The organism is Fictibacillus sp. EA-CB0309 (assembly GCF_055814265.1).
The window spans coordinates 3,163,382-3,178,788 of the sequence record NZ_CP169271.1 but is presented as its reverse complement, the minus strand read 5'-3'; the positions used below and the strand labels follow the sequence as shown (position 1 = coordinate 3,178,788).

General features: G+C 40.8%; 12 protein-coding genes, 2 pseudogenes and 1 other annotated feature. Of the genes and pseudogenes, 12 read left to right on the top strand and 2 right to left on the bottom strand.

The features are described from left to right. The first annotated feature begins 49 nt into the window (after positions 1–49). From ACEWFH_RS17830 to lysS, 12 genes and pseudogenes are all read left to right on the top strand, one after another. Complete coding sequence (locus ACEWFH_RS17830; RefSeq protein WP_473725080.1) at positions 50–583, top strand: sigma-70 family RNA polymerase sigma factor; 534 nt, start codon at positions 50–52, stop codon at positions 581–583. A gap of 2 nt (positions 584–585) precedes the next feature. Then, positions 586–1,023 (top strand): PadR family transcriptional regulator, encoded by a 438-nt coding sequence (locus tag ACEWFH_RS17825; protein WP_473725079.1) that lies wholly within the window; start codon positions 586–588, stop codon positions 1,021–1,023. Further along, complete coding sequence (locus ACEWFH_RS17820) at positions 996–2,261, top strand: FtsW/RodA/SpoVE family cell cycle protein (RefSeq protein WP_473725078.1); 1,266 nt, start codon at positions 996–998, stop codon at positions 2,259–2,261. The genes ACEWFH_RS17825 and ACEWFH_RS17820 overlap by 28 nt, the downstream gene beginning before the upstream one ends. A gap of 114 nt (positions 2,262–2,375) precedes the next feature. Then, the gene (locus tag ACEWFH_RS17815) at positions 2,376–2,846 is read left to right on the top strand and encodes an Lrp/AsnC family transcriptional regulator (RefSeq protein ID WP_473725077.1); all 471 of its coding nucleotides are present in this window, start codon (positions 2,376–2,378) and stop codon (positions 2,844–2,846) included. Positions 2,847–2,849: 3 nt separating this feature from the next. Continuing rightward, positions 2,850–3,032, top strand: coding sequence for a hypothetical protein (locus ACEWFH_RS17810; protein ID WP_473725076.1), 183 nt, complete (start codon positions 2,850–2,852; stop codon positions 3,030–3,032). Then, entirely contained in the window at positions 3,014–3,349 is a 336-nt protein-coding gene (locus ACEWFH_RS17805) for a LysE family transporter (RefSeq protein ID WP_473725075.1), read from the top strand. The genes ACEWFH_RS17810 and ACEWFH_RS17805 overlap by 19 nt, the downstream gene beginning before the upstream one ends. Positions 3,350–3,478: 129 nt before the next feature. Further along, entirely contained in the window at positions 3,479–4,075 is a 597-nt protein-coding gene (locus ACEWFH_RS17800) for a LysE family translocator (RefSeq protein WP_473725074.1), read from the top strand. 397 nt (positions 4,076–4,472) lie between these two features. Beyond that, the gene (locus ACEWFH_RS17795) at positions 4,473–7,592 is read left to right on the top strand and encodes a GNAT family N-acetyltransferase (protein WP_473725073.1); all 3,120 of its coding nucleotides are present in this window, start codon (positions 4,473–4,475) and stop codon (positions 7,590–7,592) included. Positions 7,593–7,605: 13 nt separating this feature from the next. Further along, positions 7,606–8,463, top strand: coding sequence for an amidohydrolase family protein (locus ACEWFH_RS17790; RefSeq protein WP_473725071.1), 858 nt, complete (start codon positions 7,606–7,608; stop codon positions 8,461–8,463). 44 nt (positions 8,464–8,507) lie between these two features. Continuing rightward, positions 8,508–9,002 (top strand): annotated as a pseudogene (locus ACEWFH_RS17785) (dihydrofolate reductase family protein). 166 nt (positions 9,003–9,168) lie between these two features. After that, entirely contained in the window at positions 9,169–9,711 is a 543-nt protein-coding gene (locus tag ACEWFH_RS17780) for a hypothetical protein (RefSeq protein ID WP_473725070.1), read from the top strand. Between the two features lie 41 nt (positions 9,712–9,752). Next, positions 9,753–10,027 (top strand) — a binding site (T-box leader). 68 nt (positions 10,028–10,095) lie between these two features. Then, positions 10,096–11,643: a lysine--tRNA ligase gene (gene lysS / locus ACEWFH_RS17775; protein ID WP_473725069.1), complete on the top strand. Its 1,548-nt coding sequence runs from the start codon at positions 10,096–10,098 to the stop codon at positions 11,641–11,643. 185 nt (positions 11,644–11,828) lie between these two features. Here the strand turns inward: lysS and ACEWFH_RS17770 are convergent. Next, positions 11,829–12,307 (bottom strand): annotated as a pseudogene (locus tag ACEWFH_RS17770) (helical membrane plugin domain-containing protein). 15 nt (positions 12,308–12,322) lie between these two features. Next, on the bottom strand, positions 12,323–15,250 hold the full coding sequence (gene fdhF, locus ACEWFH_RS17765) for a formate dehydrogenase subunit alpha (protein WP_473727344.1): 2,928 nt from the start codon (positions 15,248–15,250) through the stop codon (positions 12,323–12,325). Positions 15,251–15,407 lie beyond the last annotated feature (157 nt).

Below are 15,407 nucleotides of genomic sequence, written 5' to 3'. Positions count from 1 at the left end.
AAACTTGCAATTACAGTCAGTCGTCTAATAATAAGAGAGGGGGATAAATATGGAAGAAATGATAGCTGGCGCGCTGCATACAGAAAACAAAGAAGAGGTCTTTATCGAAGCCATGAATGAGCATGGGCAAGATCTATTGCAGCTCGTCTACTCATACGTGAACAACAAAGCCGTTGCCGAAGACTTAACACAAGATATCTTTGTGAAGTGTTACAACGCACTACATACATATAACGGAAAATCAAAGTTTAAAACATGGTTGTGGCGGATCGCGATCAATCATTGCAAAGACTTTTTAAAAAGCTGGTACAACAATAGGGTAGTCATAACGGAAGATGACCCTGAGAATCACCGAACTCAAAAGGATTTAGTGGAACATGAAGTGATTCAAAGAGAAGATGACGGTGAACTTATAGAAGCGATTATGCAGCTTCCAATCAAGTATAGAGAAGTCATCTATCTCTTTTATTATGAAGAGCTGCCGATCAAGGAGATTGCTGTAATGACAGAGGTTAGTGACAATACGGTAAAAACGAGATTACGACGATCAAAAGAACTGTTGAAAATACGTTTGGAGGGCTAAGTATGGAGAATCGTTTAAAAAGTTTAAAAAAGATCATGAACGAGAAGACGTTTTCTCAGGTGAAATTTACAGAAAAACATCGTGAAACCATACAAAACAAAATAAGTAACCAAGGAAATAAGGAAAATATGATCTTAAGCATTTTACAACTATTAAGCCAAGAAAAAACGGGATATCAGTTAGCGAACTTATTAAGAGGACGAGGAATCAGACACTTTGACGACAACGAAGGCGCGCTCTATATCTTGTTGCACAGCTTAGAAAATAACAGAGTCCTGCAATCTACCTGGATATCGCAAGAGGAAGTAAAGTATTATCAGCTGACGAACAAAGGCAAAAAGCTTTTAAAACAAGCCGAGAAAAAGGAAAGCCGATCACAAGTCGTGCTGCAGCAGTTGATAGGGGGAGCGGAATGGAAAATCGCAGAGAGTCATTCTTAAATGAGGTTACGAGCCAGATCCGTTCGAAGGAAGCGCAACAGCATGTATCGGATGAGCTGAATCATCATGTGAAAGAAGCGAAGAAAGTATGGTTGAACAAAGGTTTCACTGATAAGGAAGCAGAGCAAAAAGCGATTGAGCAGATGGGAAGCCCGGTAACATTAGGCATCCAGTTAAATAAGGTTCATCGGCCGAGAGTTGATTGGGTATTACTAACGTTAATTAGTGCTATTCTTTTGCTGGGATTTTTACCTCTAGTTGCCCTTGGATATGGGGATTCTCTTATAACTCGCAAAGTGACATTTGTGGTATTTGGGATGGCCGTTGCGATCGGGCTTATGTTCGTGGATTATCGTAAGTTTATGAAAGTTGGATGGCTGTTTTACGGATTAGGGTCTTTGCTGCTTTTAACTTTGCGTTTCTTCTCCAACACGATGATAAACGGCATACCTCATATAAACATCGGTCCGCTAACCATTGAGAGCTTATTTGCGCTTCCTTTCTTTATGGTGGCTTGGGCTTGTTTCTTTAACCAAAGTTCTTTTAAAGTATGGCATTTCACACTATTATTTCTACTGTCACTAATATTGTTTGTACAAATACCAAGTCTATCAACCACGTATTTATACTTTGCGTTGGTGCTATCAATGCTGTGGTGGAGTAAATTTTCAACGCGACAGAAAGCCTCTGTGTCTGGCGTTACGCTTGTTTCACTTACCTTAACGGGTATCCTTACATGGCAGTATCAATCGTATTTTATAAAAGAAAGAATCATGGGGTTTTTGCAGCCTCAAAAAGATGCTGATGGAGCTGGGTTTCTTGTTCTTCATATTAAAGAAGTGATGTCTAAAGCAGGTTGGTTTGGTGGAAGAAAAGGCCTTCAGGAGTTTATACCTGAAGCACATACAAATCTTGTTTTTGTAAGCATCACGCATCATTTTGGCTGGATGGCAGCGATCATCATGGCTTTTATCCTATCGTTAGTCCTTGTAAGAATGATCTTGGTTACGCAGCAAGTAAGAGATCCTTTTGGAAAGCTTCTCATTATTGGTGGTGTGGCACTCTTTCTGTTTCAAATGGTAAGTAACATCGGAATGGCATTGGGATTCTTTCCTCTTACAAGTATGTCGCTTCCGTTTATCAGTTATGGATTAATTCCGATTTTACTCAATTCAATCTTGATGGGTGTTGTGCTGAGTGTGTACCGCAGAAAAAGTCTACTGAACAATTATATGTAATGTAGTTAGAGACCCTAAAGTTGCAGGGTTTCTTTTTTTATAAAGGAAAAGATTGATTTTATTTATTTTATTAATTAAAATAAATAAAAAATTACGAAATGAAGGTAATGTGTTATGGATACATTCGATTTAAAGATAATTGAGCTATTGCAAAGTAATGCAAGGATCAAATGGGCCGACTTGGCATCCCGTGTTGGTTTGTCTGCACCTGCCACTGCTGATCGCGTGAACCGATTAATCGAGAATGGTGTGATTAGGCATTTTGGAGTCATGTTGAATGCAGAGAAGGTAGGAAATGAACTAACTGCATTCGTTGCGGTATCGTTAGAACGGCCAGAACATAGAGCACCGTTTTTAAAATTGATTCATTCATTAACAGAAGTACAGGAATGCCATCATATTGCGGGGGAAGACGATTATCTGTTAAAAATCAGATCAAGAAACACAAAAGATTTGGATCGTGTTATTAGTCATGAAATTAAGGGACTAACTGGAATCGTTCGGACGAAAACAACAATTGTGATGGATACGTTGAAAGAATCCATTGAAATGCCGCTGCAGCAGTACAAACTTTCAGGGGAGTAAGAAATGGATTTTGCACTTTTAATTAAAGGATTAATCATAGGGATCTCCATTGCAGCCCCTGTTGGTCCGATTGGTGTTTTATGCATTCAACGCACGTTAGCACAAGGAAAAATGGCTGGGCTCGTATCAAGACTTGGAGCAGCATGTGCTGATTTGATTACGGATTGGTGGCAGGTCTTGGCATAACGTTCGTCACGCAGTTTTTAATTAGTCATCATCTGTGGATTCAGTTTTTTGGTGGAATCTTTCTCTTGTTTTTAGGTGTGAAAACATTAATTTTTAGAGCAACAGATGTAAGTGGAAGACCAAAAAAGAAAAATTTACTTGCAGCATTTTTTACGGTATTTGTTCAGACGTTAACGAATCCGATGACCATACTTTCGTTTACAGCGATTTTTGCTGGATTAGGAATGGCTAACTCACAAACAAATTCTACTTCAGCTATCCTTTTGGTGGCAGGAATTTTTTGGGATCAGCACTATGGTGGCTGTTTCTTAGTATAGGAGTTGGCTTGTTTCAGACAAACATCACAACTAACATGTTAACAATAATCAATCGCGTTTCCGGCATGGTTATTATCTTGTTCGGTGCCTTTTCACTTTTAACCTTATTGCGATGAAAGGACAGCTTAAATGTTATTACTAAAAAGTATCATTTTAGGGTTTTCTATATCCGCACCGGTAGGGCCGATTGGATTGCTCTGTATTCAAAGGACGCTTGCACAAGGAAGGACAGCGGGATTCTTAACAGGTTTTGGCGCAGTGACAGCTAATGTTGTTTATGCAAGTATCGCGGCATTAGGATTTTCTGCGGTTTCGGCATTTTTAATACAATATGAGCTTTTACTCAAAATTTTAGGAACAGCATTCTTGCTTTATTTAGGGGTAAAAACGTTTGTGAAGAAAGTGCCGCATCAAGCGGCGGATTTACCAGGTGAAAGCAAGCTGGGAATGTTCGTATCCACTTTTTTCTTAATGATCACAAACCCGGTAACCATTTTAAATTTCACGGCGATGTTTGCCGGACTCGGATTTAACGAAAGCTCCATGACCGTGCAAGTCGCGTTGTTTCTAATTGGCGGTGTTTTTATAGGAGCTACCATTTGGTGGATTTTTTTAAGTGTTATGGTTAGCATTTTCACAAAAAGAATCACACCTCATCTAGTGTTGGTGAATAAAGGAGCAGGCGCATTGATCATTGGTTTAGGGTTAGCGAACGCCATTTGGTAATGATAAAAAATAAATATTCCGAAAATTATATTTACTTTTATATCCATCTGTTTTACAATGATGGATGTAAGGAAAAAATTACAAATAAAGGAGGCGTTGGACATGATCAAATTCTTAGAAACTACGAAAACAATTTCATATTGTCCAATACACAACCTTCTTTATGGGATCTCGATCTGACTACATGATTACGTGAACCAGAGCCTCAGGATGTGTATGCATTCTGGGGCCTTTTTGTGCTTATTTAGCCAATTTACGAAAAGTCACCCAAGCATTATGGGTGGCTTTTTTACATTGAAAAAGGAGTGTTGAACATGATTCAATTCAGAAAATCACACAAAAAAAGGTGGAGTAACTAACGGGAAGAAATTATAAAAATCGACTGGAGGCTAGAAAAATGGAAGTACTAAACACGCAAACGACCGATCAAATCACGATTGTAGAATATGATTCGAGCTATGCTGCTGCAGTGGCTGAAATGTGGAATAAGAGCCAAGACGGCTGGGGTGGCGGAAACTCTATCATGACAGAAGAACAAGTATTGAAACAGGAATCGAACTCAACGAACCTCCATTTATATTTGGCCCTCGATGGCGACAAAGTAGTGGGTTATTGCAGTCTAGGTGAGTATCGTGAAGATGAAGGAGCACTCTACATTCCACTGTTGAACGTTAGAGGTGACTATCACGGCAAGAAGATTGGCAAAAAGCTTGTACTAAAAGCACTTCAAAAAGCCATTGAAATGAAGTGGCCGCGTTTGGATCTTTACACATGGCCGGGTAACACGAAGGCAGTTCCACTTTATAAAAAATGTGGTTTCTTCTGGGAAGACAGAGATGATACGACTCATTTAATGAATTTTATGCCATCTGTTATGCAGACTGAAGCTGTAAAAGATTATTTTGCCGACGGACGCTGGTACGAAAATAGCAACCGAAAAATTGAGACTGTTCCAGACGGCAACAAGGAAAATGAGTTTCATTTTTATGAGTATTCGTGGGAACATGATACTCTTGGAAACTTGAAAATGGAGTTTGAGCGCTTTGGAAGAGGTCTTCGTTCCATTGAAACAGACGACTATAGTATCTCAGCGACCGTAGAAAATTTTGACCTTGTTTTTGGATCTGACTATACGGTTCAATATCACATCACAAATAAATCGGGTAAGACGTTAGCTGTTGAAATTAAAGGAATGAACGACAAGAATATTCAATTTGAATCTTCAACAAAAGTAAGTGTTCAACAAGAGGAAAGTATTGAAATTCCTTTTAAAGTGAACCCGATTACAGAAGAACAAAGTGTGTGGAGAACGCATCCGGCTGTGACTTCTCAGCTTACGATCAACGGTAAGAAAGCGCAATTTAAAGTAGGAATTCGACCTAAGTATCCTGTTAAACTGGACTGCACATTGCCTGGAAACCTTAGTTTTATCGGAAAATTTTCTACACTGTATTTGAATCTAGAAAACAACTTTAATGAAGAAGTGACATTTAGCTTTGAACTTCCACCATCAGAGTTGGTTCACATCGACAATCGGGGTATAAGTATTACGTTAGCACCGAAAGCGAAACAGTCTATACCTGTACCATTCACACTGTTGAAACACGGATTTTATTCGGCCGATCTACCGATAAAAGCATCCAAGAAGGATGGAAGTGCTGTTCATTTTACGAAGAAGATAGGCATTGCACTAAAAGGAATCGGAGCAAAACTTACAGGTGAGTGTGACGCTTATTTTCACGTGTACAATGGACAATATCAATTGAGACTTGATAAATTCAACAATTGGATTATACCGGGTAAAGGTGATGTGGATTATAAGATGGCTTTTATGGTGCCGAAGCTGGGTAAGCCGTTTTCAGAAGAAATCTCTCGCCTTCGTCCTGAAAACTTTGAAACTCTTTTAGATGAAGGATATGCAGGATTTAGAGCAATCTATCAATCGCAAGCGTTTCCCGGATTGCAACTCTCAACTGTAGTGAAGTTATATAGCGAAGGGCTAGTGGAACAGCATTATGAGATTACCAATACGAGTGAAGCGGAAACCACAGAAGAGGTCTGGTTAAACTCTCCGATCATGTGCCGTATGCTTGATCGAGCTGTTCTGCCGTATGAAGGTAAATATATCGAGCTAAACGACTCAATGGGTTCCTTCTTAACCTATTGGAATAACAATAAGCTAACTGAAAACTGGATCTTCTTACGAGGGCAGAAAAACCCAAGGGGCATCTCGTGGCCAAGCGATGAAAAGGTACATTTCTCTAACTGGTTTATGTACTTTGAACATAATTTTGGAAAGCTGGCTCCTCATCAAAAGGTCGAGACAAAACCTGTTACGTTAACGATCGGTGCCTTTCAAGAGTGGCAGTCGTTCAGAGAATATGCGACGCAAAAGAATGAAAAGCCATCACTGCGCTTAACCAATCATATGACGCTATCTGTTAATAACAGCAATCCTTTTGTAAGTGGCAATCAGATCAAGGCTGTTGCGCAAGATTACAAGTCATCCTTCTTTAACGGATTTATCGAAATGAAAATGGATGACGAGATTCTGCAAAGTCACCTGTTCGCGTCAGATGAAGAAATGACGAGTGCTGAGTTTGACATACAATTGCCAAGCGATAAAGGCGTTCATGTTTTAACGTCAAAAATGAATCTGGACTCTATTGATATTACGAGACAATCGGCGGCTTTCGTCATGAAGGATTTGCCGGTTCATTTCGAGAAGACGGTGATGAGTGATCTTGAAGTGTTGCGTGTGGATAACGGTGAAATAACCATTTCTGCTTCAGCACAGTTCGCGCCATCATTATTCTCTCTTCAGTACAAAAATCACGAGTGGATGGATTCGCCGTTTCCAAAGCCTGCACCAAAATCTTGGTGGAATCCTTGGTTTGGAGGAATCGCGGGTCTTGTAGAAGGCACGAGTCTTAATTCTCTATTAAAAGAGAAGAGCACGGTTGATTTTGCAGAGAAAGAGGACAGCAAAGGAAACGTGTGGAAGGGTCTGAAGATATCCACATTTTATGAAAAGCATGAAACGTTCAAAGGGCTTGAAATTCATAAGTATTTCTTATTGCTGCCAGGCGTTCCGGTTTTGTGTCATACGACGGAAATTGTTCAAAATATGGGAAGCTATCTACATGGTAAAAATTTTTACACAGGTTGTTTCTTAAATCCTGGACCAGAACTTACGAAGAGCTGGGGAAGCTTTCAAAGTGAAAGCGGCGAGTGGGCGATGGTTTATGGCGGGAAAGGCGAGCAGGAGATGTCAATTGACCGCAGTGTTGTTTTTGGTTCGGATGATCATGAAAATCTGATGCAGATTGTGGCAAATCAAAACGCGACGTATTTAGATTCATATATCAACCTGGAAGTGATTGAGCTTGGATATGCGGAAAAGCTTAACCTTGAGCACGGCTCTACCCATGTTACGTCTCCAGTGTTTTATGTATTTAACAATAAAGTGATTCCAGATACAGCTTTAGAAGATTTAAAGAAGATCACATTCAGTTAGAAAGGAAGAGTTCATGAAAATCATTGATGCGCACATGCATTTTTCAAATATTGAGAGCTTTAAACATACAGCAGCGAACCTGTCCAAACTGGACTATTCTTATGATGGAATCGTAAGGGAGTATGAGGAAGCGGGCGTTGTACTAGGCATTGCGATGGGGCTGACGGAAAAAGAGGTAGAGGGTTTCCCAGACCCTCTAGCCCCAACGCCAATGGGAATCGATCTAGGTTCACAGATTCCTGAAAATGTCGTGTATTGTGCAGGTATTAATCCGTACCATCTCGGTGAAAAAGAATTAGCAGAACTTGAGGAAACGGTGCAAAAGCCAGAAGTCGTCGGAATTAAAATCTACCTCGGTTATTATCCGTATTATGCGTATGACGAAGTGTATCAGCCGGTTTATAAGCTAGCTGCCAAGTACGGATTGCCAGTCATCTTTCACACAGGAGATACGTATTCTGAGAGAGGGTTATTGAAGTACTCACATCCGTTGACGCTAGATGAAGTAGCGGTCATGCACCGTGATGTGAATTTTATGATGGCTCATTTCGGTGATCCGTGGACACTGGACGGAGCAGAGGTTGTTTACAAGAATCGCAACATGTATGCGGATCTTTCAGGTCTTGTCGTTGGAACACGGGAAGATATTGTGAGATACAAAGATTCACCGCGCTTCTTCAACCATTTACGTCATGCGTTAACGTTCACGGATAACTATAAAAAGTTTTTGTTTGGAACAGATTGGCCGCTCGTGCCGGTGCAGCCTTACATTGATTTTGTGAAGGAAATCATACCTGAGGAGCACCATGAGGATGTATTTTACAATACGGCTGTGAAAATCTTTCCGAAGATCAGACCTTTCCTTAAATAATAGAGTAATAGTGAGAGGTATAATTTTTTGAAAGGTGTGATTGAGTGGCAAAATTAATCTATCATATTACGGTTGATCACTTTATCGCGGATATCAATGAAAAAGCGGACGATTCGATCTTTTTGTATAGTGGCGATCATGTATAGACTTTTTGGAAGACGTTAAGGGGTATGACGCCGTTCTTATTGGCGGGAAGACGTATGAATACGGATTTCAATTTGGTCTAAAACCAGGAGAGCCAAGTACTTTTAAAGACTTAAAGCATTACATCTTTTCTAGCTCCATGCATAGAGTTTATTAAAAATCTTAAAGATCAGGAATCTGGCAAACTCTGGCTTTGCGGTGGTGCCATGCTTGCAGGTTCGTTGTTGAATGAAAGATTGATAGACCAGGTGGTTTTGAAAGTGAATCCAGTGATGATTGGTGAAGGGTTGCCATTGTTTGGTGAAGTGAAACCTCACATTAAGCTGGAACTTATAGACGTGAAACACTTTGACAACGGAGTTATTAAGCCAACGTATAACGTGATTTATTCTTGAGTAAAGCATGTACTTATAAGATTTAATAAAAGGATGGAACTTTAAGGTTCTATCCTTTTTTATCGTGAAACGAATCATTGTTCATTATCGACTAATTATCAAAGGGGGCTGGTCGTAAGTGGTGAGACATATAACGATCATTTTCTTTAGTATGTTTTTATTCGTAATGTTAATAAATTCTGAAGCTCATGCTACGAGTTGGGCGGAAGTTGAACCTGAGGAAGTTTATAAAAGAGCTGAAGTGATTGTAGTTGGACAGTATAATTTTATGAGTAAACCACAAGGAAGAAATATGGTTTTTACGAGTTATGAATTCAACATCCAAAAGGTGTATAAAGGAGATGTACCCCATAAAATAAGGGCAGGTATTGATGGATACGATGTTGGTTGGGCGGATGAATTTCAAAAAGACGGCGGAGAGTTTTTGCTTTTTCTTGATGAAAATAAGGAGTTCAGCTATTTAACTCCTGTCGGAGGACCAAATGGAATGATGCAGATATCCGGTGGTAAAGTACAACATCACAATGTTACAGACAGAGCGTATTTTGAGGAGTTTCTCAAAAAGCAAACAAAAAAGCCTATTGTGAAAACGAGTAATGAAGCTGTTCAAAATGACGATAAGAATTATACGTTTTTGTATGTTGGGTTAATTGTCTTTTTTGTTTGTATAGGAATTTTTCTTCTGCTGAGATTCAGAAAAAAATTTTGACAACTTTCACAAAACTGCTTATACTAATAAAAATTTAACAATTTATGGCTATGAAGAGAAAAGTAATTAAGACACATTATTTCCAGAGAGCTCTTGGTGGGTGGGAAAGAGCAATAATCACCTTAATGAAAAAAGACTCCGAGCTTTGTACGGATGCAGAGTTATCTTTGCTGATACTACAACGTGATCTCCCGTTACAGAGATAGGGTATACGCAAGTGATTGTTTTTCATTGCCGTACCTGAAGAGGTTGACATGGCGACATGTTAACAAACTGAGGTGGTAACACGAATGCTAAATAAGCTCTCGTCCTCAAGATGAATAATCTTGGGGGTGAGGGCTTTTTTGTTTTTCTTTTTTATAAAAATGGAGGAGTGATTACATTATGCATTGGGCATATCGAATAGCAGAAGAATTAATTAGAAAAAATCTAGAGCGTGAGACTTTTGTTTGTGCGTCTGGCATTAGCCCATCCGGTTCGGTTCATATCGGGAATTTTCGTGAAGTGGTTACCACTTATTTTGTGGTGAGGGCATTACAAAAACTAGGAAAGAAAACACGTTTCATCTTTTCATGGGATGACTTTGATCGATTTCGTAAAGTACCTAAGAACGTGGACGCGTCTTTTGAGAAATATATAGGTATGCCGTACTCTAAAATTCCTTGCCCGTTTGGATGCCACAATTCGTACGCAGAGCATTTTGAAAAAGAGTTTGAACAGTCGTTGGGTCAGTTCGGCATAGTTCCCGAGTTTATCTATCAAAGCGAGGAGTACCGAACAAAAAGATACAATGCACAAATTCTTCATGCTCTTCACCAGCGAAAGCAGATATACGATATTTTAATGGCGTTTAAGACAGGGAAACCAAGTGTTGCAGAGCGAGAAAACTTTTATCCGGTAAATGTCTATTGTGAAATTTGCGGCAAAGATACTGTGAACGTTAAAGAGTTTCAGGGTGAAACATTAAGCTACTCGTGTTGTTGTGGGCATTCAGATTTTATAGAAGTATCTGTTGCAGCAAACATCAAGCTAAATTGGAAAGTGGATTGGCCGATGAGATGGATGGCTGAGGACGTGGTGTTTGAACCAGGTGGGAGAGATCATTCATCGGCGACGGGGAGCTACAGAGTTTCAAAGGAGATTGTTTCTGAAATCTTTAATTTTCAAGCGCCCCAGTATGAGCCGTATGATTTTATCAGCATTAAAGGCACCGGTGCTAAAATGTCGAGTTCTTCGGGAAACAACATCACACCTGGGGAGCTGTTGAAAATCTATACACCTGAAGTAATCCTTTTCATGTTTGCAAAGTATCAGCCTAACGCTCCTTTTCATATTGGATTGGATGAAGATGTGATTCGAAACTATACAGAATATGAGAGGTTTAGTAGTTCAGAACGCGAGCAGTTGAAAGAAGAGATAAGGACTGCTCTGGAGTTATCAGTGGTGAGGGGTGAACCGAAACGTACACCGAAGTTTAGTCATGTAGCGAGCATCTTACCGCTTGTTAATTTTGATGCACAAGTAGTTCGTGACGTATTGAGAAGAACTGGTGAGGAGTATACGCTAGAAGAGGTAGAAGGAGTTTGTGCGAGGGCGGAATATTGGCTGAGAAACTGGTGTCCTGATAAAGTGCTTCATGTTAATGAAGAGAAAAATCAAGGATATATTGGGTCATTGACTAATACGGAGAAAGGATGGGTACAAGGTTTTGTGAATGTGCTACAAAATGAAGCTGATCTACAAGATGATGAGTTGATGAGAAAAGTTTACGATGTTTGTCATTTGGATGATCCAAAAATGAAGAGAAACAACCAAAAAAGGTTGTTCAGTATCATCTATGAGCTTGTTTTGAACAGCAACAATGGTCCCCGCATACCTTTACTTGTTCATTCTGTAGGGAGAGAGCGGTTGATTGCTTTATTAGGGCAATGACTTAAGGGTTTGAAATCATAATCTGTCCAATTCAAGCAATAATCTGTCCGATTCAAGTAATAATTTGTCCAATCTCTTCTGTAATCTGTCCAATCTTGAGGATAATCTGTCCGATTCAAGCAATAATCTGTCCAAACTCAACATGCATTAAGGTGACGCCACCACAGCGTCACCTTTCCACATAATTACTTCTTCAATTCCTGCCCCATGCCCTTCAAAAATGAAGACCAAAGCCGATCGCGCGGTTAATATCGGGGTCTTTTAGCGACTTTACAAGGTCGAAAGCACCGACTTTCTTCTCGCTCTCTACAAAATCTTCTCCTGATTTTACGCCAGCAACGACACTATCAAGTAGCTTGGCGGTTACTTCAGGATCCATCTTCGTCAAAACGCCAGCAGCACCCATCAGGTTGTTGATCATATTCGTAACAGGCTCACGTGTTGCTTGGCCAAGCGCAATACTTGCAATTTTGTCTTTTGCGACAAGCATACAGTTTGCCGCTTCTAATGCACCAATCTTGTCTAGTTCACCAATAAAATCGAGAGTCTTTGTGAGCGCAGCATCTTTTTCAGCTAATGCTTTTTGGAGTTCAGCCAGCTTCTCTTGCTGGATCTGCTCCTCGGTTTTCACGCTCTTTTTAATAACAGTAGTTGGTTGTGCCATATCGTATCCGCCCCCTTACACTTCATCCGTCAGGTGAACATAACCTGGACGGTTCCATTTACGCTGAACTTCTACACCGTTCTGCGGATAACGCTTTTTATTTCTTGGATTATTTCCAGGAAGCTTCACTTCACCTTCACGGCTGATGATTTCCATTCGTACTTTCGTTTGTTTATAAGCAGGTGTATGTGTTCGGTGATCAACCGCAGGACCTGTTAAAAAGTTGATGGCTGTCTCGTTGTTTACCGAGTTCATCGGTAGATACAGTTCGTTGTTTTTAACACGATCGGTAACGAGTGCGTTCAGCTTGACTGCACCAAATGGTGAAATCAATCGGACAACCGACCCATCGATAACACCGCGTTCTTCTGCAAGAGCAGGGGACACTTCAACGAAAACATCGGGTACTTTATGTTGAATACCTTTTGATTTGTTCGTTAAGTTTCCTTCATGGAAATGTTCGAGCATGCGTCCGTTGTTGATATGAAGATCGAACTCTTCCGGAAACTCAGCTGGATGCATCCAGTCAGAAAGTGCGAAACGCGCTTTTTTGTCAGGGAAGTTAAAGCCTTCTGTGTAAAGAAGCGGCGTACTTTTTCCGCTAAAATCACCCCAAAGAAAGCTGCCCCAGCGTTCTAGCACGTCATAGTTTGCTTCACCAAAGAGTGGTGCAAGCCCAGCCATCTCTTCAAAAATTTCACTCGGATGAGTGTAGTTCCAATCTGCTCCCATTCTGATTGCGATGGCCTGAATGATCTCCCAGTCAGGTCGCGATCCGCCTGTTGTTGGCAGTGCTTGATATAATCGCTGAACGCGGCGTTCTGTGTTTGTAAATGTTCCTTCTTTTTCAAGGGAAGGAGCTGCAGGTAATACAACATCTGCGTATTGTGCCGTTTTTGTTAAGAAAATATCTTGAACAACGAAAAATTCAAGCTGACTCAGCATTTCATGAACGTGGTTGGAGTTGGAATCTACTAAGGCCATATCTTCACCGACTAAATACATCGATTTGATTTCGCCTGTTCCGATTCCTTCGACCATTTGAATATTGTCTTTACCAGGTTTGCTATCAATCGTTACGCCATACGCTTTTTCAAACTTCGCACGAGCAACGTCATCGGTAATATGCTGATACCCTGGCAGCCAAGCAGGTAGGGTACCCATGTCGCATGCACCTTGAACATTGTTGTGCCCGCGTAATGGATAAGCGCCAGCACCAGGACGGCGATAGTTACCCGTTGCTAGTAGCAAGTTAGAGATGGCAGCAGAAGTATCGCTTCCGCCCGTGTTTTGCGTTACACCCATACCCCATAGTACACATGTGCCATCTGCGTCACGAATCATTTTCGCAACATCTATAATCGTTTCTTGTGAAAGCCCCGTAATTTCTTCTGCGTATTCCAATGTGTATTTCTCAAGTACTTCCTTAAACTCTTCTAAGTAATGCACGTTCTCATCAATAAATTTCTGATCGTGCCAGCCTTGATCGATCATGTACTTTGTAACGGCCATCAACCATACTTGATCTGTTCCTTGTTTTGGACTCATAAAAATATCAGAGCGTTCAGCAAGTTCATGTTTGCGAAGATCAGCTACAATTAACTTTTGTCCGTGAAGTTTATGCGCACGTTTTACACGAGTGGCAAGAACCGGATGTCCTTCTGTTGGATTCGCACCAACGACAATCACGAGTCCAGCTTGCGCGATATCCTGAATCGTACCAGCATCACCACCCATACCAACCGTTCGGAACAATCCGTCTGTTGCAGGGGACTGGCAATAACGCGAGCAGTTGTCCACGTTGTTCGTGCCGATGATTTGGCGGGCAAACTTTTGCATCAAGTAGTTTTCTTCGTTCGTGATTTTAGAAGAAGAAACAAACCCAAGTGCGTTGCTGCCGTGCTTTTCTTTAATGGAGCTCATCTTATCAGCGATCAGTGTAAGTGCTTCATCCCACGTGGATTCAACAAACACGCCGTCTTTTCGAATAAGTGGTGTAGTGAGTCGCTCTTCGCTATTAACAAAATCCCAGCCGAACTTTCCTTTTACACACGTGGAGATGGCGTTTACAGGACCTTCACTTGGTTCTACTTTTAAAATCTTTCTGCCTTTCGTCCACACTTCAAACGAACAGCCAACACCACAGAACGTACAAACCGTTTTCGTCTTTTTCGTACGAGTTTCACGCATAGCAGCTTCTACTTCAGAGATGGCAAAAATACCGCTATAGCCAGGCTCGATTTCTTTTACAAGTTCAACCATTGGCTCGAGTAGATCTTCTTTTAGACCAGTCATAAACCCAGCTTCACCAAGCATTGATTTTTCCATTAGGGCGTTACAAGGACAAACCGTCACACACTGTCCGCAGCTGACACATGAGGAATCGTCGATACTTGATCCAGCATCCCATATCACGCGAGGGCGTTCACGTTCCCAGTCAATCGAAAGGGTCTCGTTCACCTGCAGGTTTTGACACACCTCCACACACTGACCGCACGTGATACATTGGTTTGCATCATATCTGTAAAACGGGTGAGACATGTCAATATCCACAAGCTCTTCTTTTGGCGAGTAGGGAACCGCTTGATGTTCAATCTCCATCAATTCAGCTGTGTTATGCAGCTTACAGTTGCCGTTGTTGTTGTCACAAACCGTGCAATAAAGAAGATGGTTTTCTAGCAGTCTATCCATCGCCTGATTTTGCGCATCCTTCGCACGTGTTGATGAACGCTCGATACTCATGCCATCGAGCGCCATTGTAGAACAAGAACGCATCAGCTTTCCATCCACCTCAACAATACACGTATCACACGTTTCAATCGGGTCCACTTGAGGGGTATAGCAAATCTGAGGATGGGAAAGTTCATTTTTATTAATAATATCGAGAATGGACGTACCAGATGGGGCTTCGTACGTGTTTCCGTCAATTGAGATTTGAATCATTTTATCCAAATAGAATCTTCCTTTCGTTTGAAGGTACAAAAAAATCCACCACGAAAGCACAAATTCTATACACGTACAGAAAATGCGAGTTCATGGTGGAATAGTTTAATAGCAGAGCATGCAATTAGGCCAATCCATCAAATTATGTAATTCGGTA

Excerpts from the sequence above, each read along its gene's own strand:
- ACEWFH_RS17830 (WP_473725080.1), top strand. The coding sequence starts at position 50 with ATGGAAGAAATGATAGCTGGCGCGCTGCATACAGAAAACAAAGAAGAG.
- ACEWFH_RS17825 (WP_473725079.1), top strand. The coding sequence starts at position 586 with ATGGAGAATCGTTTAAAAAGTTTAAAAAAGATCATGAACGAGAAGACG.
- ACEWFH_RS17820 (WP_473725078.1), top strand. The coding sequence starts at position 996 with ATGGAAAATCGCAGAGAGTCATTCTTAAATGAGGTTACGAGCCAGATC.
- ACEWFH_RS17815 (WP_473725077.1), top strand. The coding sequence starts at position 2,376 with ATGGATACATTCGATTTAAAGATAATTGAGCTATTGCAAAGTAATGCA.
- ACEWFH_RS17810 (WP_473725076.1), top strand. The coding sequence starts at position 2,850 with ATGGATTTTGCACTTTTAATTAAAGGATTAATCATAGGGATCTCCATT.
- ACEWFH_RS17800 (WP_473725074.1), top strand. The coding sequence starts at position 3,479 with ATGTTATTACTAAAAAGTATCATTTTAGGGTTTTCTATATCCGCACCG.
- ACEWFH_RS17795 (WP_473725073.1), top strand. The coding sequence starts at position 4,473 with ATGGAAGTACTAAACACGCAAACGACCGATCAAATCACGATTGTAGAA.
- ACEWFH_RS17790 (WP_473725071.1), top strand. The coding sequence starts at position 7,606 with ATGAAAATCATTGATGCGCACATGCATTTTTCAAATATTGAGAGCTTT.
- ACEWFH_RS17780 (WP_473725070.1), top strand. The coding sequence starts at position 9,169 with ATGTTAATAAATTCTGAAGCTCATGCTACGAGTTGGGCGGAAGTTGAA.
- lysS (WP_473725069.1), top strand. The coding sequence starts at position 10,096 with ATGCATTGGGCATATCGAATAGCAGAAGAATTAATTAGAAAAAATCTA.
- fdhF (WP_473727344.1), bottom strand. The coding sequence starts at position 15,250 with ATGATTCAAATCTCAATTGACGGAAACACGTACGAAGCCCCATCTGGT.